Annotated in this window: 18 protein-coding genes; 7 read left to right on the forward strand and 11 right to left on the reverse strand. The window is 64.5% G+C overall.

What is annotated here, in order from left to right; translation table 11 throughout:
• Nucleotides 1-7: 7 nt before the first annotated feature.
• Nucleotides 8-853 (reverse strand): hypothetical protein, encoded by an 846-nt coding sequence (locus HYH07_RS18070; RefSeq protein WP_220003750.1) that lies wholly within the window; start codon nt 851-853, stop codon nt 8-10.
• 65 nt (nt 854-918) lie between these two features.
• On the reverse strand, nt 919-1,416 hold the full coding sequence (locus tag HYH07_RS18075; protein WP_220003860.1) for a hypothetical protein: 498 nt from the start codon (nt 1,414-1,416) through the stop codon (nt 919-921).
• Between the two features lie 473 nt (nt 1,417-1,889).
• On the opposite strand from HYH07_RS18075, the gene HYH07_RS18080 reads away from it, so the two are divergent.
• The 6 genes from HYH07_RS18080 (at nt 1,890) to HYH07_RS18105 (ending at nt 8,053) form a co-directional block, all read left to right on the forward strand.
• Nucleotides 1,890-2,126 (forward strand): hypothetical protein, encoded by a 237-nt coding sequence (locus HYH07_RS18080; protein WP_220003751.1) that lies wholly within the window; start codon nt 1,890-1,892, stop codon nt 2,124-2,126.
• A gap of 193 nt (nt 2,127-2,319) precedes the next feature.
• On the forward strand, nt 2,320-3,204 hold the full coding sequence (gene hpnC, locus HYH07_RS18085) for a squalene synthase HpnC (protein WP_220003752.1): 885 nt from the start codon (nt 2,320-2,322) through the stop codon (nt 3,202-3,204).
• Nucleotides 3,194-4,033, forward strand: coding sequence for a presqualene diphosphate synthase HpnD (hpnD, locus tag HYH07_RS18090; protein ID WP_220003753.1), 840 nt, complete (start codon nt 3,194-3,196; stop codon nt 4,031-4,033). Before hpnC ends, hpnD begins: the two co-directional genes overlap by 11 nt.
• A complete protein-coding gene (gene hpnE, locus HYH07_RS18095; RefSeq protein ID WP_220003754.1) occupies nt 4,033-5,289 on the forward strand; it encodes a hydroxysqualene dehydroxylase HpnE in 1,257 nt (418 codons plus the stop codon). The genes hpnD and hpnE overlap by 1 nt, the downstream gene beginning before the upstream one ends.
• A gap of 65 nt (nt 5,290-5,354) precedes the next feature.
• On the forward strand, nt 5,355-7,307 hold the full coding sequence (shc, locus tag HYH07_RS18100) for a squalene--hopene cyclase (RefSeq protein WP_220003755.1): 1,953 nt from the start codon (nt 5,355-5,357) through the stop codon (nt 7,305-7,307).
• Entirely contained in the window at nt 7,304-8,053 is a 750-nt protein-coding gene (locus tag HYH07_RS18105) for a phosphorylase (RefSeq protein WP_220003756.1), read from the forward strand. The genes shc and HYH07_RS18105 overlap by 4 nt, the downstream gene beginning before the upstream one ends.
• A gap of 69 nt (nt 8,054-8,122) precedes the next feature.
• Here the strand turns inward: HYH07_RS18105 and HYH07_RS18110 are convergent, their stop codons facing one another.
• The 8 genes from HYH07_RS18110 to ispH all read right to left on the reverse strand — a co-directional run bounded on the left by HYH07_RS18110 (nt 8,123) and on the right by ispH (nt 18,309).
• Nucleotides 8,123-9,466 carry an aspartate aminotransferase family protein gene (locus tag HYH07_RS18110; protein WP_220003757.1) on the reverse strand — a complete coding sequence of 448 codons (1,344 nt, stop codon included), beginning with the start codon at nt 9,464-9,466 and terminating at the stop codon, nt 8,123-8,125.
• A complete protein-coding gene (gene phnX / locus HYH07_RS18115) occupies nt 9,463-10,278 on the reverse strand; it encodes a phosphonoacetaldehyde hydrolase (protein ID WP_220003758.1) in 816 nt (271 codons plus the stop codon). Before phnX ends, HYH07_RS18110 begins: the two co-directional genes overlap by 4 nt.
• A complete protein-coding gene (locus tag HYH07_RS18120; protein WP_312016684.1) occupies nt 10,275-11,438 on the reverse strand; it encodes a TIGR03364 family FAD-dependent oxidoreductase in 1,164 nt (387 codons plus the stop codon). The genes phnX and HYH07_RS18120 overlap by 4 nt, the downstream gene beginning before the upstream one ends.
• Nucleotides 11,423-13,141: a putative 2-aminoethylphosphonate ABC transporter permease subunit gene (locus HYH07_RS18125; RefSeq protein WP_220003759.1), complete on the reverse strand. Its 1,719-nt coding sequence runs from the start codon at nt 13,139-13,141 to the stop codon at nt 11,423-11,425. Before HYH07_RS18125 ends, HYH07_RS18120 begins: the two co-directional genes overlap by 16 nt.
• Before the next feature lie 16 nt (nt 13,142-13,157).
• Nucleotides 13,158-14,261: a putative 2-aminoethylphosphonate ABC transporter ATP-binding protein gene (locus tag HYH07_RS18130; RefSeq protein ID WP_220003760.1), complete on the reverse strand. Its 1,104-nt coding sequence runs from the start codon at nt 14,259-14,261 to the stop codon at nt 13,158-13,160.
• Between the two features lie 99 nt (nt 14,262-14,360).
• Nucleotides 14,361-15,398 (reverse strand): putative 2-aminoethylphosphonate ABC transporter substrate-binding protein, encoded by a 1,038-nt coding sequence (locus HYH07_RS18135; protein ID WP_220003761.1) that lies wholly within the window; start codon nt 15,396-15,398, stop codon nt 14,361-14,363.
• Between the two features lie 788 nt (nt 15,399-16,186).
• Entirely contained in the window at nt 16,187-17,347 is a 1,161-nt protein-coding gene (gene hpnH, locus HYH07_RS18140; RefSeq protein ID WP_220003762.1) for an adenosyl-hopene transferase HpnH, read from the reverse strand.
• A 35-nt stretch (nt 17,348-17,382) separates the two neighbouring features.
• Nucleotides 17,383-18,309, reverse strand: coding sequence for a 4-hydroxy-3-methylbut-2-enyl diphosphate reductase (gene ispH / locus HYH07_RS18145; protein ID WP_220003763.1), 927 nt, complete (start codon nt 18,307-18,309; stop codon nt 17,383-17,385).
• A gap of 460 nt (nt 18,310-18,769) precedes the next feature.
• Between ispH and HYH07_RS18150 the strand changes: the two genes are divergently transcribed.
• Nucleotides 18,770-21,358 (forward strand): MMPL family transporter, encoded by a 2,589-nt coding sequence (locus HYH07_RS18150; protein ID WP_220003764.1) that lies wholly within the window; start codon nt 18,770-18,772, stop codon nt 21,356-21,358.
• Here HYH07_RS18150 and HYH07_RS18155 read toward each other — a convergent pair.
• Nucleotides 21,326-21,958: a DUF2147 domain-containing protein gene (locus tag HYH07_RS18155; RefSeq protein WP_220003765.1), complete on the reverse strand. Its 633-nt coding sequence runs from the start codon at nt 21,956-21,958 to the stop codon at nt 21,326-21,328. The two genes, HYH07_RS18150 and HYH07_RS18155, sit on opposite strands and share 33 nt — an antisense overlap.
• Nucleotides 21,959-22,040 lie beyond the last annotated feature (82 nt).

The raw sequence follows: 22,040 nt of genomic DNA on the forward strand, positions 1-22,040 counted from the left end.
CTATATTTCACGCCTCGACGTGAACGATCCCGTACGGGTTGAATTTGAAATCGTCCTCGGCGTATTGCGATGTTCGTGAGAGGCTCAGCTTGCGGTCGGCGAGCACCGCATCGATGCCGCGTTCGGCCATGGCATCGGCGATCTCGTCCATGAGCCTTGCCGCGTCCCGGTCGCTGCCGCGCGACTTCGCGACATAGATCTCCGGCAGGCCGACGAAGTGGTAGCCGACGCTTTCATAATAGACATCGCCGCCGAGGGGACGCTTGGCAAAGGCGAGGCGGCAGGCCCGGCTCATCGCTGCCGTGACGGCGAGGCCCTGGTTCGTCTTCGCAGCCGCCTTGCACTCGGAAGCCAGCTGCATCCATCGTTTCAAACCATGGGCGACGCCGGCACTTTCGCCTTTCACCGCGGTGGCTCCTGCCTCGATCATCTCCTCGACGATGCGCAAGGCTGCGCCGGAATAGGCGACCGCCTTGTGCTGCTCCATCGGTGGGCTCAACACGTAGAGCACGGATTTGTGGTGGGTGACGGCGGCCTCATCGGCGGCGGACCAGGCATTCGGAAAGGTGCGGTCCCAGCACACACCGAACGACCGCTCCATATGCGGATCGGGCTTTGCTTGCGAATAAGTGCGGTCGATCTCGAAGCCGAAATCGGCAATCATCTTGGCGACGGCTTTCGGCGGATGCAGCAGGCTGTCATCCTTGCCGAGGAAGCAGAGCACGTGGCGCGGCTTGACCGCAGAAGGCTGCATGTCCGTCTCCCGCTGGATTGACTGTTGATCATCGGCCCATGCGCTGCTGGCTGCGAAGAGCCCAATGGCTTTGAGCAGGGTTCTGCGGAGTTGGTTCATGTCAGCAAAAAGCCCCCGGCTCGCGGAGAACCGAGGGCGTGTTCCTTGTCAGCCGGGACGGGCTATCAGCCCTTTGTCATCGTGATGTTCACGCCGCGGATCTCGCCCTTGGACGAGATCTGCACCGTCTGCTTGGAGCCGTTGGTGCGCAGCGACAAATTGGCGGCAAAGCCGTTGGCCTCGACGAACACTTCGATCTGGCCGCCGCCAGCGGTGCCCTGCAAATTGCCGAAGATGTTGCGGTTGGACTCGCTCCAATTGCCGGAAATCCGCTCGCCCTGGCTGGTCACGTCGCTGGTGAGGTCGAATTTGTAGCTGTCGGAGGCACAGTGCAGCGCCTGCTTGAGATTGAGGCCGGTGCCGGCGACCTTGTAGTCCGCCTTGCAGCGGATGCGCTCGGTCGAGCCGTCGGACAGCGACACCGTGCCGGTGCCGGTCCAGGCGCCGTCGAAGCCGGCGAACGGCCCGGACGACTGAGCGTGGCTTGCCGCGACAGAGAAGAGCAGCGCTGCACCAATGCCGGCTGCCTTGATTGCCAGTTCAGATCGCCCAATGAATTTCATCATCAATATCCCGTCTTGGAACGACGGCTGCTTCATCGCAAGCCGTCTCGCCACATCGAAAGTTTAGTGTTGCCAGCCTGTATCAGGTTCAAGTTCTGTGAGGGATAGGCCGCCGGCGGCGTCAGGCTCGCGAAAGCGGTTCTCACCTGCAGTTCGGCCCCGGATTCCCTCTGTTTCCATAAGTTTCCGGCCCAATTGGCCGGCTGGACAGATGCAGCTCTGCAACAGGTATGCAGTAAAACACCACGCGCCAGAATTATGACGTAGTATCAAGCTCTTACATCTGCCAATGAAAGCCGAGGGAAGACCTGATTTGGTGGACGTGGTGCCAATTTGGCCGCATTTGCCAGCGCTTGTGCCTTCTCCGGTGCCGCACTATCCGTGGCAACTTGCCAACAGAACAATCCGTTCCGGCTCTCCGCCCTGTGCTGTCCGGGATTGGTGCGATTCTGCCGTCAGAATGAAGGAATACAATGCGTAAGCTTCTCGTCGCTCTCACCGTGCTGTCGGCAACCCTGTCAACGGCTGCGCTCGCCCAACAGGGCGGGCGTGGTACCGAAGCCGAGCAGAAGGCCTGCACGCGCGATGTGCAGAAGTTCTGCCGTCCGGTTATCGATCAGGGCGATTTCACCATCCTGGCCTGCCTCAAGGAGAACCGGGCCAAGATCTCGCAGGCCTGCGACCAGGTTCTGAAGGACCACAACCAGTAAGATCGGCCACTGGCCCACAAAGGCGGCCGTGGGGCCGCCTTTTCCGGGCCGGATCCGCAAAGGGCCGCCATCGCGCGACAGGATTGGTTTTGCGGCCGTATTCCCCTATATGGGGGCCGCGGCGGCGTCGCCGGCATGAGCCCGCGCGAACGCAAAAGCCCTTTCTGTCCAAACGATTGTTGATCAGCCCTCGATGACCTCTGCGAGCGAATTGCGATCCGGCAAGGGTGACCGCGACGAGAATTTTCCCGTCGCGTCCTGGATCATTCATCCCAGTCATCGCGCCCTGATCCTGGCCTATTACAATTTCGTCCGAACCGCCGACGACATCGCCGACCACGCCAGCTTGCCGGCGGACGAGAAGCTTCGCTACCTCGACCTGCTCGAGGCGGAACTGCTCGGCAAGGGCGAGTCCCAGGCCGAGGCCGTCACCTTGCGGCGCGCGCTCGCCGAGCGCGGCATGGCGCCGCGCCACGCGCTCGACGTGCTGATCGCGTTCCGCATGGACGTGACCAAGCTGCGCTACGAGACCTGGGACGAGGTCATCCACTATTGCCGTTATTCGGCGATGCCGGTCGGCCGCTTCATGCTCGACGTCCATGGCGAGAGCACCTCGACCTGGGCGGCGTCGGATGCGCTTTGTGCGGGCCTGCAGATCAACAACCATCTGCAGGATTGCGGCAAGGATTATCGCGAGCTCAATCGCGTCTACCTGCCGCGCGACGCGCTGGCAGCACACGGTGCCTCGGTCGAGCAACTCGGCCTCGCGCAGTCGCCGCCGGCGATGTTGGCCTGCCTGCAGTCGCTTGCCGTGCGCAACGAAGCGCTGCTGGGCGAGGGCAGGTCGCTGGCTGCCGAGATCCGGGATGTCCGCCTCGGCGTCGACGTCGCCGTGATCCAGGCCTATGCCGACCGCATCGTGCGTCTGTTGAAGGCGCGCGATCCCCTGCGCGAGCGCGTGCATCTGAACAAGTTCGAACTGCTCACCTTCAGCCTTGCCGGCATCGCCGGTGAGCTCGGCCGCCGCGCGATCGGCCGCAAAACCATCACCAATCCGGGGACTGCCCATGACGCTTGAGGCGACCGCGCCCGGCGCCAATTATGGCTCGTCCGCATCGAACAGCTCCTTCTACGCTGCGATGCGTATCCTGCCCCGCGACCAGCGCGAGGCAATGTTCCAGATCTACAGCTTCTGCCGCCAGGTCGACGACATCGCCGATTCCGACGGTCCGCGCGATCAGCGGCTCGCCGCGCTGCAGGAATGGCGCAACGACATCGACGCGCTCTACCAGGGCAATCCGCCGCCGCGGCTGAAGGACTACGTCGCCTCGGTAAAAACCTTCGGCCTGAAGCGCGAGGATTTCCTTGCCATCGTCGACGGCATGGAGATGGACGTGCCGCAGGACATCCGCGCGCCCGACATGGCGACGCTGGATCTGTACTGCGACCGGGTTGCCAGCGCGGTGGGACGTTTGTCGGTACGCGTGTTCGGCCTGCCGGAAGAGGACGGCATCCTGCTCGCCCATCATCTGGGCCGCGCGCTCCAGCTCACCAACATCCTGCGCGACATCGACGAGGACGCGGGCCTCGGCCGGCTCTATCTGCCGCGCGAGGCGCTGCTGCATGCCGGCATCACCTCCAACGATCCGAACCGCGTCATCGCCGAGCGCGCGCTGCCGAAGGTCTGCATGCCGCTGACGCAGCGCGCGAAAGCGCATTTCGAGAAGTCGGACGAGATCATGAACCGCAACAAGCGTCGCGCGGTGCGCGCGCCGCGGATCATGTCGAAATACTACCATTCCATCCTGGACCTCCTGATCGCGCGCGGCTTCAACGCGCCGCGCCAGCCCGTGCGTGTGTCGAAGGTCACACGCATTTTGATCCTGCTCCGCTACGCTTTCATCTGATGCAAAACACAGCTCACATCATCGGCGCTGGAATTTCCGGCCTCTCCGCCGGCGTGCGGCTCGCCAATGCCGGCTACAAGGTCGCCGTGCACGAGGCGACGCACCAGGCCGGCGGCCGCTGCCGCTCCTATTTCGATGGTGCTACCAATCTCACCATCGACAACGGCAATCATCTGCTGCTGTCCGGCAACAGCCACGCCCGCGCCTATGCGCGCGCGATCGGCACCGAGGCGGGCCTGGTCGGGCCTGAGACCGCGCAGTTTCCCTTCGTCGACATCAAGACGGGTCAGCGTTGGCAGCTCGATCTCGGCAACAGCCGGCTGCCGACCTGGGTGTTTGATGAGGGCCGTCGCGTGCCCGATACGGGTCTCACCGATTATCTCAAGCTGGCGCCGCTGATCTGGGCGTCGGAGCAGACGCTGGTCGGCAAGTCCATTCCGTGCGAAGGCACGCTCTACCATCGCCTGGTGCAGCCGCTGCTGCTCGCAGCCCTCAATGTCGATCCGCCCGAGGGCTCGGCCGGGCTTGCCGGCGCGATCGTGCGCGAGACGCTGCTGGCGGGCGGGCAGGCCTGCCGTCCGCTGATCGCCCGCGACGGCCTCAGCGCCGTGCTGATCGAGCCCGCCGTGAAATTCCTCACAGAGCGGGGCCACACCGTTCAGCTCGGCCATGAGCTGCGCGGCTTCGTCACCACCGATGGCAAGGTCAGCGCGCTGAATTTCGGCGGCGAGGATGTGGTCCAGCTAGCTGCAGGCGACGTGGTCGTGATGGCGGTGCCGCCGCGCGCCGCGACGAGCCTGCTGCCGGGCCTGACCGCGCCGACCGAATTCCGCGCCATCGTCAATGCGCATTTCCGCTTTGAGCCGCCGCCTGGATCAGCGCCGATCCTGGGCGTGATCGGCGGCGTCGTGGAATGGCTGTTCGCCTTTCCGAACCGGCTCTCCGTCACCATCAGCAATGGCGACCGTCTCATCGACATGCCGCGCGAGGAGCTCGCACAGACGATCTGGAATGACGTCTGCGCGGCCGGCGGGGTCTCCGGCGAGCTGCCCCCTTGGCAGATCGTGCGCGAGCGCCGTGCCACATTTGCGGCAACGCCGGCCCAGAATGCCTTGCGTCCGGGGCCGGTCACGTCGCTGAAAAACCTGTTTCTCGCCGGCGACTGGACTGCTACGGGATTGCCTGCAACGATCGAGGGATCGGTCCGGTCGGGTGATCGCGCCGCCGATCTGGTGCTGGCCGCCAAAAAATCCTGAAAAGCGGGGCCTGACGGACAATGTCACGGTCATCATCAAATCGACGCCAGGAGCAATCGAGCGACATGGATTCCGTGAACGCGACCAGCCGCGAATCTTTGGAATCGAGCATTGCGTCAGCGACGCAAGGCGTGCTCGGCTTCCAGCAACCCGACGGCCATTGGGTGTTCGAGCTCGAGGCCGACTGCACCATTCCGGCCGAATACATCCTGCTGCGCCATTATCTCGCCGAGCCCGTCGACACCGCGCTCGAGGCCAAGATCGGCAACTACCTGCGCCGGGTCCAGGGCGCCCATGGCGGCTGGCCGCTGGTGCATGACGGCGAGTTCGACATGAGCGCCAGCGTGAAGGCCTATTTCGCGCTGAAGATGATCGGCGACTCCGTGGACGCGCCGCACATGGTGCGCGCGCGCGAGGCGATCCACGCCCGCGGCGGCGCGATTCACAGCAACGTCTTCACCCGCTTCCTGCTCGCGACCTTCGGCGTCGTGACCTGGCGCGCGGTGCCGGTGCTGCCGATCGAGATCATGCTGCTGCCGTTCTGGTCGCCGTTCCATCTCAACAAGATCTCCTATTGGGCGCGCACCACCATGGTGCCGCTGATGGTGATCGCGGCGCTGAAGCCGCGGGCGAGGAATCCCAAAGGCGTCGGCATCGACGAGCTGTTCCTGCAGGATCCGCGCTCGATCGGCATGACCGCGAAGGCGGCGCATCAGAGCATGGCCTGGTTCCTGCTCTTTCGTTCGCTGGATGCGATTCTGCGTGTCATCGAGCCGATGTTTCCGAAGAGCCTGCGCAAGCGTGCGATCGACGTTGCGCTCGCCTTCACCGAGGAGCGGCTCAATGGCGAGGACGGCATGGGCGCGATCTATCCGCCGATGGCCAACATCGTCATGATGTACGACGCGCTCGGCAAGGATGAGAATTTCCCGCCGCGTGCGATCACGCGCCGCGGCATCGACAAGCTGCTGGTGATCAAGGGCGAGGAGGCCTATTGCCAGCCTTGCGTCTCGCCGGTGTGGGACACGACGCTGACGGCGCACGCGCTGCTGGAAGCCGGCGGCGACAAGGCGGTACCTGCGGCCAAGCAGGGCCTCGACTGGCTGATCCCGAGGCAAGAGCTTCAGGTGAAGGGCGACTGGGCGGCGAAGCGCCCCGACGTGCGCCCGGGCGGCTGGGCGTTCCAGTACAACAATGCGCACTATCCCGATCTCGACGACACCGCCGTGGTGGTGATGTCGATGGACCGCATGCGCCGGGAGCACGGTGCCACCGGCTATGATGCCGCGATCGATCGCGGCCGGGAGTGGATCGAGGGCATGCAGAGCGACGACGGCGGCTGGGCCGCCTTCGACGTCAATAACCTCGAATATTACCTGAACAACATCCCGTTCTCGGATCATGGCGCGCTGCTCGATCCGCCGACCGAGGACGTCACGGCGCGCTGCATCTCGATGCTCGGCCAGCTCGGCGAGACCGAGAGGACCAGCAAGCACGTCGCCGCCGGCGTCGCCTATTTGCGCAAGACCCAGCACCCCGAGGGGTCCTGGTATGGCCGCTGGGGCATGAACTTCATCTATGGAACCTGGTCGGTTCTGTGTGCTCTCAACATGGCCGGTGTCCGCCACGACGACCCCATGATGCGAAAGGCCGCCGCCTGGCTGGCCTCGATCCAGAACAAGGACGGCGGCTGGGGCGAGGACGCCGTCAGCTACCGGCTGGACTATCGGGGATGGGAACCCGCTCCCTCGACCGCCTCGCAAACGGCATGGGCCTTGCTTGCCTTGATGGCTGCTGGCGAGGTTGATCACCCGGCCGTCGCCCGCGGGGTGGAGTACCTGATTGCAACACAAAACGAAAAAGGACTGTGGGACGAGCAGCGGTACACCGCCACAGGCTTCCCCCGCGTGTTCTATCTACGATATCATGGTTACCCGAAGTTCTTTCCGCTGTGGGCGCTGGCGCGATATCGGAACTTGCGGAACACCAACAGCAGGGTGGTAGGGGTCGGAATGTGACTTTGGGGACGGGGGACTATGTTACCGCGGGCAATGCCATTGATCCGCGGCCGATCTTGATCGTGACTGGACTTGTTCAGGAGGCCCGCATTGCCGCCGGCCCCGGAATGGCGGTTATCTGCTCCTCCAGCAGCCCGACGCAATTGCGCGCGCTGCTGACGGTGGTTGATCCCCAGACGATTCGCGGCGTGATCTCGTTCGGCGTGGCCGGCGGGCTCGACCCGAGCTTGCGCTCCGGCGACGTTGTGGTGGCGACCGAGGTGCTCTCGGGCGATGCCCGCTGGGCCGCCGGCCTGTCGCTCAGCGAGGACCTCATCGACAAGCTGACCTCCGGCCGCCGCCGGGTGGTGCGCGGCAGCCTCGCCGGTGCCGAGGAGGTGGTCACCGGCTCATCCTGCAAGGCGGCGCTGCATTCGGAGACCGGCGCCTCCGCCGTCGATATGGAGAGCCACATCGCCGCCGCCTATGCCGCCGAGACCGGCCTGCCGTTCGCCGCGGTCCGCGTCATCAGCGACCCCGCCCACCGCGCGCTGCCCGCGCTCGCCCGCGCCGCCATCAAGCCCAACGGCCAGATCGACCTCGCCGCGGTCTTCCGCGGCATCGTCCGCAATCCGGCAACGCTCCATGCCCTGGTCTCCACCGGCCTCGACTTCAACCGCGCGCTGCGGTCATTGCGCGGCTGCCGCGATTTCCTGATCGGGACGGAGCTGGTGGACAGCGAGACGCTGGTGGCGGAGACGATCTGAGCGGTTTCTTCGAACCGAGAGACAAGGCTCGGTCGCACGCTGTCGCGAAGCGCGCGCTTCGCGATCGGCTCACAAGGCCGACATCGCTGCCTCGAGAATATCGAGAGCCTGGTCGAGCTCGTCCCGCGAGATCGTCAGCGGCGGGCATAGCGTGACGACGTTGCCGCCGCCGAGCTTGAAGCTGAGACCTGCTTCCAGGCAGCGATACATTAGGCGCTCCGCGCGCGCGTTGGCATCAAGCTCGTCGCGGCGGCCGATCTCGACGCCGAGATAGAGGCCTGCGCCGCGCACCTCTGATATCAGCTTGTACCGCTCTGCCATCGATCGCAGCCGTTCGAGCGCGTGCGCGCCGAGCACGCGCGCCGTGGTGAGCAACTTCTCGTCCTCGATCACGTCAAGCGTGGCGAGCGCCGCAGCGCAGCCGACCGGGCTCTTCTCATGGGTGTAGTGGCCGAGCGCTCCCTCGGGCACCACGTCGAGATCGGCCCGCGCCACGATCGCTGCCATGGGCATGATGCCGCCGCCGAGACCTTTGCCGAGCACGAGAATGTCGGGTGTGGTATCCGTCTGCTCGCAGACGAACATGGTCCCGGTGCGGCCGAGGCAGCTCGGTACCTCGTCGAAGATCAGCAGCGCCCCGTGCCGGTCGCAGCTCGCGCGCACGCGCGGCCAGAAGCCTGATGGCGGCAGCTCGACCGTGGTCCAGCGCATCGGCTCGGCGATTACGGCCGCGACGTCGCCCTGCACCTCGAGGATATAATCGATGTAATCGGCGAGGCGCTCATGCGCGCGGCCGTCCTGTCCGAAGAAGCGCGCGGCGAGGCCCGGCGGCGGCACATGCTCCGTGCCCGGCAGCAGCGGGCCGGCGCCGCGCCGGAACAGCGCTTCGCCGCCGATCGAGACCGCGTCGAGATTGGCGCCGTGAAATGCATCCCACATCGACAGGGTCTTGTGTCGCCCCGTGGCATAGCGGGCGAGCTTCAGGGCCATGCCGATGGCGGCTGAGCCGCTGGGGGCCAGCAGCACTTTCTCGAGTGAACCGGGCGCCAGTTCGGCGAGGCGCCGGGCGAGGTCGATGGCGGATCTGTTGGTATAGCGGCGCGGGCAGAAGGGCAGGGTATCGAGTTGCGACTTGATGGCCGCCACGACGCGCGGATGACCGTAGCCGACCTGATGCACGCTGTTGCCGTGGAAATCGAGGATGCGCCGGCCCTGCAGATCGACGATGTGGTTGCCTTTGGCGCTGGTCGCCACGTTCAGGCACGGCGTCGACAGCGATTGGCGCAGGAACCAGCGCTCATCCTCGTCGAGCCATTGCTGGGTCTGCGCGTCGAGATGGCGCTCCTGGAACGCAACTCGCTCCGCCGACAGATTGACGTCGCCCTCGGCGGCACTCATGTCGGATGTGCTCATGGTCGCTCTCCGCGGGCCAGCCGGCCCTCGATCGCGGTGATGACAGGGATGATGTCGGCGACGCCGTCGATCACGTAATGGGCGCCGGCGTCCGTCAGCCGCTCGATTGCGGCCGCGCGCCGCTCGGCGAAGGCTTGCGGTGGCAACGCTGCCGTGTCGGCCAGCGACAAGCCGAACTCATTGCCGGTGACGGCAACGCCGACAGTCCAGCAGCCGCCGTTGAGGCCCTCCTTGATCCCGACCTCGGTGTCGTCGACCTTGACGCAGCTCCAGGCCGGCCAGACCGCGAGCTCCAGGAACGCCTTGTAGAGCATGAACGGCGTGGGCCGGCCATCGGGCGTGTCGCCGGTGCAAACGATGCAGTCGGGCGCATAGCCTTGCGCGGCCGCGACCGGAATCACCTTGGCCATGATCTCGCGCGTGTAGCCGGTACTGGAGCCGATCTTCAGGCCACGGCGCCGCAGGTGAGCGACAGCCTCAGCCACGCCCGGGATCACGTCGGCGTAGCGGGCGGCGACCTCGACATTCATCGGCACGAACACCTGATAGAGCGCATCGATGTCGGCTTCGGTCGGCTCGTGTCCATGCTTGTCGCGCCAGGCGGCGGTGATGCGCGGCAGGCGCAGGAGGGCGGCGATGTGCGGGCGCTTGGCCATGCCCATGGGCCCGCGTGCCTCGTCGACGCTGATGGTCACGCCGAAGCGCGCGAATGCCTCGACGAACACGCCCATCGGCGCCAGCGAGCCGTGGTCCACCGTCGTGCCGGCCCAGTCGAACACCACGGCCCTGACGTGCTCGAACGTAGCGCTCATGCCGCTCGGCTCCCGGACATCAGTTCGTCAATGACTTCCTCGGCGATCGCAAACGAGGTGCTGGCGCCGGTGCCGCTGGTGATCATGACGAGGCGCACGCTTTGAGATGGGCGATCGATCAGCATCAGCCGGTCGGACGCCGAAGCGTAGGTGCCGATCCAGCGCTCGCGGATATTGGGTGTTGGCCAGGCCAGGACCTGGCGGAATTCGTCCATGATCAAGTCGTCCACCGCTTCAGGACCGAACGGGTCCGGCGTCGCATCGTAATGGTGGGAATCGCCGACGACGAGCGAGCCATCCTCGCTTTGCACGGCGATCAGATGCACACCGTTGGCCAGATGCTGTCCTTGCTCGGATTCAAGTCGCTGCTTCAGCGCGGCCGCCTCCGGCAGTTCGGCGTAGCCGAGATAGCGCACGAGGCCGAGGTCCGACATCACGGCCGCGTTGAAGCGCGGCGCCGCGCTTCCTGAAGCGAGCCGCAGCATGTGCAGCTTGCAGCGGACGAGGCCGTACGCGCCGATGCGTTCCGGATAGAGGCTCAGGAAATCGTCGCCGGGGCAGACCACGCAGAGCCGAGCCCGGACCGGCCCCCGCGTGGTGTCGATGTCAGGCGGGGCGACCGCCCTGGCCAGCGTCTGATACAGGAAGGTGACGCCGTGCACCTCGGCGAGCCACTTCGCCAGGGCCGGCACGGCGATGCGCGACTCCACCCGCAAATCGTGCGGGCTCGCCAGCACGGCTTGCAGATCGTCGGTGCGCAGCATCGGGAAACGGCGGCCCGCCTCAAGCGGGCTCAGAAGCTCGCAACCCCCGCCCATCTCGGTGCTGCGGAACGCCTCGAGCACCGCCGCGGCCTCCGGCCGTCGCACCGCGACCGCAAGTCCGGCATGTTCGATCCTGATGCCCGCGGCCGCGGCCACTTCGGCCCAGACCTGCCGCGACCGCATCGCCCGCTGCCAGCACTGGCCGCGCTGCTGCCCGGTAACGGTGACGAAACCGAAATTGCGGATCGAGGCGCCGTTCGCCCTTGCATCGCGCTCGATGACCACGACCCGCAGGCCGCGGCGCACGCCCGCAAGCGCGTGGGCCAGACCACAGATGCCGCCACCGATCACGGCCAGATCGAATTCGTCCCCGGACACGCTCACCGTTTTCTCCACATCTGCGCGCGCGCAAGATAGCCCTGCGTGAGTAACATATAGCTGGCGCGTGTGACGGCCGCCGTGGCGAACACCACCATGGCCATGGCTGCCGCCGGGGCCACGTCGCCCGCGTCATCCATGTTGAGCACGGCGATCGCCGCAAGCGTCGTGTGCGGCGCGTAGATGAAGACCACCGCTGATACGGTCGTCATCGCGTTCACGAACAGGTACATGGCGATATCAAGCACGGCCGGCAGGCAGACCGGCAAGGTCACGCGCATGAAGGTACGCCAGAACGGCACCTTTAGCGATGCCGAAACGGTCTCGAACTCCTGGTCGATCTGCTTGAGCGCGGTCACCGCGGTCAGGTGCGAGACCGAGTAGAAATGCGAGATGGTGCAGATGACGAGGATGGCCATGGTGCCGTAGATGAAGTTCAGCGGATTGGCCGGGTTGTTGAAGAAGAAGATGTAGCCGAGGCCGAGCACCAACCCGGGAACGGCCAAGGGGAGCAGCGCGAGAAACTGCACGAAGCCTCTGATGGCACGAAAGCGCGGGGTCTTCTCGACCAGATAGGCGCCGGTAAAGATCGCCGCGGTTCCGAACAGCGCGGTGAGCCCGGCCATGACCAGCGAGTTGAAATAGCTGCGCCAGCCGCCGCCATCCATCATGTCGAAGTCGAAGTTCTTGAAGCTGGGCGTCAGATTGTAGGGCCAGAGCGTCGCGATCGAGGCGAAGAACGACACGCCGAGAATGACCAGGATCGCGAATGCGACCAGCGAGCAGATCGCCAGCAGGCTGCGATCGATCGCGGTGTCGGGCTTGGGCGTATACGGCACGGCGCGCGCGGAGAGCAGCGCAAGCTGGCGCCGCTGCATCAGCTGGTCCACGACGAAGGCCAGCGCCGCGGGCAACAGCAGGATCAGGCCGACCACCGCGCCCATCTGGAAATTCTGCTGCCCGACCACCTGCTTGTAGATGTCGGTCGCGAGCACGTTGAACTTGCCGCCGATGACCTTGGGCACGCCGAAATCGGTGATGACGAGGGTAAAGACGACGAAGACCGCGCTGATCAGCCCGTAGCGCGCGCCAGGAATGGTCACCGTCCAGAAGGTGCGGTGCGAACTTGCCCGCAACGCTTCCGCGGCCTCGTACAGACGCGCGTCCGAAATCGCCAGCGCCGTGGTGATGATGATGAGCGCATGCGGGAAGGTCCAGAACACCTCGCCCATGACGATGCCGATCGGGCCGTAGATCGATGCGCCGAACAGCATCCATTTGACGAGGCCCTGGTTGCCGAACAGGTAGACGAGACTGATCGCGGGCAGCAGCGAGGGCGCGAGAATCGGGATCTGCGCGATGATGCGGAACAGTCCGCGCCCTGGCATGCAGCTGCGGGTCAGCCCATAGGCGTAGACGAAGGCGAGCAGAACGCAGATGAACGTGCTCAGCAGCGAGACCCAGATCGAGTGCCAGATCGAATTGGCCAGCGCTGGACTTGCGAAATAGGCCTGGAAATTGGCGAGGCCGACGAAGCTGCCATCTGCCGCCTGGAAGCTCTTGGACAGCAGCGCCCAGAGCGGCAATAGCACGGTGACGATCAACCAGAGACCGAGCGCGACCACCGCGCCGCGCATGATCCAGTCGTCGCGCCCGAGCTTCTGCCGCAGCGGTGCGATGGGGGCGGCACGGTCCGGCAGACTCAGCGTCTCGGTCGTCATCGCTGCTGTCCCGTGTCTAGGCCGGCCCGGAGCGCGGTTGGGCAAATACGCGCAACCGCTGCGGCGGCAGTGCGACCTCGATGGTCGCGCCCGAGGAAATGCCGAGGTCGCGCACGGCGTTGATGGAAAAGTCGGCCGAGAAATTCAGGTTGGTGCCGCTCGCATGCAGGGTCGTCGCGAAATGATTGCCGATGAATTCCATCACGCCGACCTGGACCGAGAGGCGATTGTCCGCATGCTCGCCGATGTCGCGCACCACCACGTCCTCCGGCCGAAGGCAGACCGTGACGGCCGCGCCCTCGGCGAGCGGCACCTCCTCGCCGAAATCGAGCACGGCCCCGCTGACGTCAGCGCGCTTGCTGGTGACGAGGCGCCCCTCCAGAAAGTTCATCTTGCCGACGAAGTCGGCGACGAAAGCCGTCGCGGGGCGGCCGTAGATCTCGTCGGGCGTGCCGACCTGCTCGATCCTGCCATGGCTCATCACCACGATCCGGTCGGACATGGTGAGCGCCTCCTCCTGATCGTGGGTCACCATGATCGTCGTCAGCTTGAGGCGTTGCTGCAGGTCGCGGATCTCGCCGCGCAGGCGCGCCCGGACGCGGGCGTCGAGGGCGGACAGCGGTTCATCCAGCAGCAGCAGGCCGGGCGATAGCGCCAGCGCGCGGGCGAGTGCGACGCGCTGCTGCTGCCCGCCCGAGAGCTGGGCCGGATATTTGCCGGCCTGCTCGGGCAGGCCGACGAGTTCGAGCAGCTCCTTGACCCGTTTGTCGGTCTCAATGCGAGGCGTGCCTGCGGATACCAGGCCGTAGGCGACGTTGTCCTTGATCGTCAGGTTCGGGAACAGCGCATAGGACTGGAACACGATGCCGAAGTCGCGCTTGGCGACCGGCAGCGTCGAGATATCCCGCCCGCCCTGATGGATCGACCCGGTGGTCTGCACGTCGAGGCCGGAGATGGCGCGGAGCAGCGTGGTCTTGCCGCAGCCGGACGGCCCGAGGAATGAGACGAACTCGCCCGGCATGATGTCGAGATCGACAGTGTCGAGCGCGGTGAACGCGCCGAACTTCTTCGAGAGGTTGCGGATGCGGAGATAGGGCACCGTCGTTGGCGTGCTGTCCATTCTACTGTCCCGCATTGACCGGCGGCGCGCGTGCACCGCCGGGTTCGTTGCTCCGAGAATCCCGGGCGGGATGCTCAGTTCAGGTCTTTCAGTTTCTGTTCAATTCTTGGGTTCGGACTTGCCGTCGTAGCGCTTGCTCCACTCTGCCAGGATCTTGTCGCGGTTCTCCGCGGCCCAGGCGAAGTCGTTCTTGATCAGCATCTTGTCGATGTCACCCTGGATGAACTCCATGGAGCTTGCGATGCCAGGCAACGCGACGATGGCGAAGTTCTCGGCGTAGAGCTTGTTGGCCTCCGGCGTCGCCGCCCAGTCGACCAGCTTCTTCGCCGCCTCCACCTCCTTGGTCGTCTTCATGATGCCGATCGCCTCCATGTCCCAGCCGAGGCCTTCCTTGGGCAGGACGATGCTGATCGGCGCTCCGCCCTTCTTGGTCTTGTTGGCGCGATATTCGAACGAGAGGCCGATCGTGTACTCGCCGGCGGCGGCCTGCCGGCACGGCTTGGAGCCGGAATGCGTGTAGGCCGCGATGTTATGGTGAAGCTCATCCATGTACTTCCAGCCTCCGTCCCAGCCGAACATCTGAAGCCAGGCGGAGACCATCAGAAATCCGGTCCCCGACGAGGCCGGGTTCGGCATGGCGATCTGTCCCTGATAGACCGGCTTGGTCAGATCGGCCCAGGACGCGGGCTCGGGCAGGTTCTTCTTGCCTGCTTCCACGGTGTTGACGCAGAACGCGGATGCCCAGACGTCCATGCCCACCCATTGCGGCGAGGCGGCGGGATCGCGCATCTTGGCGTCGACCTTGTCGAGACCCGCAGGCGCGTAAGGCATCAGCATGCCTTCCTTCTGCAGCAGCATCAGCGAGGTTGCGGCAAGACCCATGACCACATCGGCCTTGGGGTTTGCCTTCTCCGCAAGGAGTTTTGCGGTGATGATGCCGGTGGAGTCGCGAACCCAGAGGATGTTGATGCCGGGATTGGCCTTCTCGAAGGCGGCCTTGTAGGGCTTGATCTGGTCGGCCTCCAATGCCGTGTAAACGGTGAGGTCTGCCGCGCGAGCTGCAGTCGCGAGGCAGAACATGGCGGCGGCGATCGACGCAACAGCGCATCGCAGACCGGTTGTCGTGCACGGGTTCATGTCGGGCTCCATCGATGTTGGCCAGGGGGCCGGCGCCGTCAGGGCAGGGAACCCGGTATTGTTAGATGACATTCCCGTGACGCGCATGTCGGATTTTGTGCACGGCGCGCCTCGATTGCTGTGTCTCTGCACATCTTGAGTGCAGTATCGGCTCAAGTGCACCGCAACTTCGCGGGACTTCCGCCCGTCACGGTCGAGGACGGTGCGACGGTTGCAGCGGCGCTTGACCTTGCCGGGCGGGGAATGGACTTGCAGATGCGGTGCATCTGACGAGCTCAGGACATTGCGAGGCGTTCGTCACCTTCGATCGCAAGCTCGTCAAGTCCGCGAAAGCAGCAGGCCATGCGGGCGTTCGCGAGGCACGGTAATCGCGGCGGAACGGGATCGAAAGGCGAGGTCACGGCCTCCGGCGGGAGCGATTGCCGCAAAAAGCCAGCATGGCATCATGCCACGGTTCTGCCCGACGCGTCAAACGATATTCGTAAAATACGAAATTGCGCCGGTCTCAATTGCTGCCGACGGACGATGTGGAGGGTTGCGAAGACGCGCACGTGCTGCAGATCCGCGATGCTTTCTGGTTTGCCGCTGATTGGGTTGACGCAGCAATGGCTTGACCGAATGAGCCGCGTGCCGGCGAGCAACCGCGCTTCTACTGTGCATGGGGTTGTATTTCGCCTTTTGCAAGGACGAGGACAAGCATAGAGGAGAGGGCCGCTCGCGCCGAGCAAAACAAAAGGCCCGATCGCCATCGGCGATCGGGCCTTGTTCGTTGGCGCCGGCTTGCGCGCTTACGCCGCCGTCGAAGCCTTCCGCGCCGCCTTGGCGGCAGCAGCCTCGGCCTCGTCCTTGCGGATCTCCGACAGCTTCTTCTGGACCTGCTCGGAGAAGATGTACTGCGCCGGGCGCTGCTTGGAGAGGTCGATCTCGGGCGCCATCGGGCCCGTGGTCCTGATGCCGCGCAGCGACACCCACATCGCCTTCAGCGGGTTGTTGAGGGCTGCGGTCGCCGCCGTCGGCTCGTAGCCGCAATGGGCCATACAGTCGGCGCACTTCTCGTAACGACCGGTGCCGTAGCTGTCCCAGTCGGTGGTCTCCATCAGCTCCTTGAAGGTTTTGGCGTAGCCTTCACCGAGCAAATAGCAGGGCTTCTGCCAGCCGAAGATGTTGCGCGCGGGCATGCCCCACGGCGTGCATTCGTATTCCTGGTTGCCGGCGAGGAAGTCGAGGAACAGGCCGGAGTGCATGAAGTTCCACTTCTTGCCCTTGCCCATCGCGAAGACATCGCGGAACAGCTTCTTGGTCTTGGTGCGGTTGAGGAAGTGCTCCTGGTCAGGCGCGCGCTCATAGGCGTAGCCGGGCGACATCGAGACGCCGACGCCGAGCTCGACGGTGAGGTCGAGGAATTTTGCGATCTCCTCTGCCGGATGGCCGTCGAAGATGGTGGCGTTGACGTTGACGGTGAAGCCGCGCGCCTTCGCCGCCTTGATCGCGGAGACGGCGCGGTCGAACACGCCAACTTGCGACACCGCCTTGTCATGGTGGTCACGCAGGCCGTCGAGATGCACCGAGAAGAACAGGTAGGGCGAGGGCTCGAACAGGTCGAGCTTCTTCTCCAGCAGCAGCGCGTTGGTGCAGAGCGAGACGAACTTCTTGCGCGCGACGAGGCCGCGCACGATCTCGCCGATCTCCTTGTGGATCAGCGGCTCGCCGCCGGGGATTGCCACCATCGGCGCGCCGCACTCGTCGGCCGCGTCCCAGCACTCCTGTGCAGTCATGCGGCGGTTGAGGATCGCATCCGGATAATCAATCTTGCCGCAACCGACGCAGGCGAGGTTGCAGCGGAACAGCGGCTCGAGCATCAGCACGAGCGGATAGCGTTTGCGGCCAAGCAGTTTCTGCTTGAGCAAATAGCCGCCGATACGCATTTCCTTGAAGAAGGGGATTGCCATTACACGTTTCTTTCTGGGCTTGAAATTCGGGTAGGTCAGCTTGCAGCCAGCTCGGCCGGAAGCCTGAATTCGATGTTTTCCTCGCGGCCGGGAAGTACCGAGACCGTCACCGGTCCGATCCGCCGCAGCGCTTCGATCACGTCATCCACCAGCACCTCGGGCGCCGAGGCGCCGGCCGTGAGGCCGACGGATCTCGCACCTTTCAACCACTCCGGATTGAGCTCGCTTCCATCGGCGATCAGATAACTCGCGACGCCAGCCTCGGTGCCGATCTCGCGAAGCCGGTTCGAATTCGAGCTATTGGCAGCGCCCACCACCAAGATCACGTCGACCAGCTTGCTCAAGTCCCTTACCGCAGATTGGCGGTTCTGTGTCGCATAGCAGATATCCCGGATGTCTGGGCCTTGAATATCTGTAAATTTGGCCTGAAGGACCTCGATAATGCCCCTGGTGTCGTCGACCGACAGGGTGGTCTGGGTGATGTAGGCCACTGGCGTATCGGCAGGCAGCGTGAGGGCCTTGGCTTCCGCGACGCTCTGGACCAGCAGAACCGGCCCGGGAACCTGGCCCATCGTGCCCTCGACCTCCGGATGGCCGGCATGGCCGATCAGGATCAGGGTACGGCCCTTGGTGATGTAGCGCTTCCCTTGATTGTGAACTTTCGTGACCAGAGGGCAGGTGGCATTCAGCACCGGCAGGTCGCGGGCGGCAGCCTCCTCCTCGACGCTGCGGGCGACGCCATGGGCACTGAAAACGGTCACGGCCTTCGGCGGAACTTCAGACAGCTCCTCGACGAAGATGGCGCCCTTGGCCTTCAGGCTCTCGACCACGTATTTGTTATGCACGATCTCGTGGCGCACGTAGACCGGCGGGCCGTATTTCTCCAGCGCTCGCTCCACGATCTCGATCGCGCGCACCACACCGGCGCAAAAGCCGCGCGGTTGCGCTAGATAAACTTCCATTGGACGCCCATCACGCAAGTTGCACCAATCCGCTTCATTGTCCCGGCGGCACCCCGATATGGTCCCATGCTGCAATATCCGCACCATCGGTGTCGCAACCGCGGTAACCGCCCACCCCATCGGGGGCCTCGGCGCATGCAGGCACAGCACTTTGTGTCAAAAAATCGGCAATAAGGAAAGGTGGGAATGAGCTGCTGGTTCCCGGCAGTGCCGATCAAGGTATTATAGTAGTCGACTTACAAGAGCCCGGACGGCGACGTTTGTGCTCATCCCTCCGTCACTTTGCCGCCTCAAGTCTCCGGCTATACCGGCCGTCCCGCATGATTTTGCCACGGTCTCCCGGCGTTCACATCGAACCTTGTTCCGCTGAGAACCACTCAAAACAGCAATAGGTTTCGCTCCGGAACTCCGATAAACAGCGGGCGTTTCCGGCAAGCTGTTAACACCAGAAAGAAAATACGTGCTGCAAAGCGTAGTCGTTGCCATCGTCAGGGCCTGCACCCGGTTTGCCTCCCTCGTCGTCGTTCTCGGGCTCCTGCTGGCGGTGGGGGCGGGCTATTACACGTCCAAGCACTTCGCCATCAACACCGACATCAACTCGCTGATTGCCCAGAATCTGGACTGGCGCCAGCGCGATCAGCAGTTTGACCGAGCCTTCGATCGCGACGCCACGATCCTCGCGGTTGTTGAGGCCAGGACGCCAGAGATGGCAAACGCGGCGGCTGACGCGCTGTTTGCCAAGCTCAAGGACGATAAGACCCATTTCCAGTCGATGCAGCAGCTTGGCACCGGCGAGTTCTTCGAGAAGAACGGCCTGTTGTTCCTGCCGACCGAGGAGGTCGCCAAGATCACCAGCCAGTTCGAATCCGCAGCGCCCCTGATCGAGATCATGGCCGGCGATCCCTCGATCCGCGGCCTGACCGGCGCGCTGGAGACCGGGCTTGCCGGCGTCAAGCGCGGCGAGGTCAAGCTCGACAGCACCGAGCGGCCGTTCAACCAGATCGCACAGACGGTCGAGACCGTGCTCAACAAAGGCAATGCGGTCTTCTCCTGGCGCGAGCTCGTCAGCGACGAGCCGCTGAAGGATTCCGACAAGCGCGCCTTCATCGAGTTCAAGCCGATCCTCGACTACAACGCGCTGGAGCCCGGCAAGGATGCCACCGATGCGATCCGAAAGGCGGCGGCGAACCTCAATTTCCCAACCAAATACCAGGCGCGCGTGCGGCTGACCGGCCCAGTGCCGATCGCCAACGAGGAATACGCCACCGTCCAGGAAGGTGCTGTCGTCAACGGTGTCGGCACGGTGCTCGTCGTGCTGTTCATCCTGTGGCTGGCACTGCATTCGGCCAAGATCATCTTCGCCGTGTTCGTCAATCTCTTCGTCGGCCTCGCGATCACCACCGCCGCCGGCCTGATGATGGTCGGCTCGCTCAATCTGCTTTCGATCGCGTTTGCCGTGCTGTTCGTCGGCCTCGGCGTCGATTTCGGCATCCAGTACAGCGTCCGCTACCGCTCGGAGCGTTACAAGGTCGATGATCTCCGCAAGGCGCTGGTGCTTGCCGCCAGACGCTCCGCGATCCCGCTGTCGCTCGCTGCGATGGCGACCGCAGCCGGCTTCCTCTGCTTCATCCCGACCGACTACAAGGGCATCGCCGAGCTCGGCCAGATCGCCGGCGTCGGCATGCTGGTGGCGTTCATCTCCTCGATCACCGTCCTGCCGGCGCTGCTCAAACTGCTCAACCCGCCCGGCGAGAAGGAGCCGGTGGGCTACGCCTTCCTGGCGCCGCTCGATCATTTCCTGGAGAAGCACCGGGTGTTGGTCGTCGGTGGCACGCTGCTGCTCGCGGTCGCCGGCCTGCCGCTGCTCTATTTCATGAAGTTCGACTTCAACCCGATGAACCTGCGCAATCCGAACGCGGAATCGATCGCGACATTCCTCGACCTGCGCAAGGATCCAAACACCGGCGCCAACGCCATCAACGTGATGGTCACGTCGGAAGAGCAGGTCCAGCAGGTTGAGGCGAGGCTCGAAAAGGTCCCGGAAGTATTGCGGGTGATGTCGCTCAACAGTTTCGTGCCTGAGGACCAGGAGCCCAAGCTGAAGCTGATCGCGCAAGGCGCCAAGGTGCTGAATCCCGCGCTCAATCCGGACCAGGTCGATGCAGCGCCGTCGGACCGGGAGAACGTCGAGTCGCTGAAATCCTCGGTCGAGAATCTCCGCCGGACCGCGGGCGACGCCAAGGGCCCCGGTGCGGTTGCCTCGCGTAGGCTCGCGGCCGCCCTGGAAAAGCTCGCCAACTCGGATGAAGCGACCCGCAACAAGGCGCAGGATGTGTTCGTTGCGCCGATGAAGATCGTGTTCGACCAGCTCAGAAACGCGATGCAGGCCGGGCCGGTGACCCTGAACTCATTGCCACCGGATCTCGTCAGCGCCTGGAAGAGCAAGGACGGCATCATTCGCGTCGAGGCCCAGCCCAAGGGCGATCCGAACGACAACGATACGCTGCGCAAGTTTGCGGCAGCTGTGCTCGCTGCCGAGCCGACCGCAATTGGTGGGCCCGTCTCGATCCTGAAATCCGGCGACACCGTGGTGAATGCCTTCATCCATGCCGGCATCTATGCGCTGCTGGTGATCGGCCTGTTGCTGTGGATCACGCTCCGTCGCATTGTGGATGTGCTGATGACGCTGGTGCCGCTGTTGGTTGCAGGTGCAGTGACGCTCGAGATCTGCGTGTTGATCGGCCTGCCGCTGAACTTTGCCAATATCGTCGCGTTTCCGCTGCTGCTCGGCGTCGGTGTCGCGTTCAAGATCTACTATGTCGTCGCCTGGCGGTCCGGCAGGACAAACCTGCTTCAGACCAGCCTGACGCGCGCCATCTTTTTCAGCGCTCTGACGACGGCGACGGCGTTCGGCAGTCTGTGGCTGTCGAGCCATCCGGGCACGTCCAGCATGGGCAAGCTGCTCGCACTTTCTCTGGTGACGACGCTTGCCGCAGTGCTGCTGTTCCAGCCGGCCCTAATGGGCAAACCCCGCAATCTCAGGGAGTAGGCAGATGTCGCCCACGGGGTCAGTGGCGCCTTTCTGAACCGGCTTCGCCGCGCCCGCACCCTTCGGAGCGGCCGCCGTCGGCGCAGGTGCCGCGGCAGCCGGCGCTGGCGCAGACTTGGGCGCCGCGCCGGTGGTTTTTGGCTGGCCCTTGGCCATGGCGTTGGCGGTGCTCGGGGGGATCGGCGGACCAACGCGGGTCCAGGTCTCGCCGCCGCACAGGAAGCCCAGCACGCAACCCTTGATCTCGAGCTGGTCGGTGCCATTTGGCGTGATGGTCGCACTATACATCTGACCATCCTTGGCGTTGTAGACCTGACCTTCCCATTGCTCGGCGCCGGGCGTCTTCTTCATGTTGATCAGGGTCGCCATGCCCAGTGTTGGCCTGTTCTTTTTTGAGGCATCCGGGTTGTTCTCGTCGCGGCCGCCAGGCTGTTTTTCCCAGGAAACCGCGCCCCACATGCTGTCATTGCATTGCGCGACACGAATATTGGCGACGCCGTCGGCGACCCGCCAGTCGCCGGTCGGATCGGCGGCAAGTGCAGGTGTCAGGCCGGCGTAACCACCTGCCAGTATAATTCCGGTGTAAATGGCCAAACGCATATGTGTTCCTCGGCAGTGCAACATGGTCTAAAGCTGTGCTTGCGAAGATGGTCCGAAAAAGGGCAAAAGGCCGCACAGACCC

It is taken from the genome of Bradyrhizobium sp. BR 10261 (genome assembly GCF_019455395.1).
In the GTDB taxonomy this organism is placed as follows: Bacteria; Pseudomonadota; Alphaproteobacteria; order Rhizobiales; family Xanthobacteraceae; genus Bradyrhizobium; species Bradyrhizobium manausense.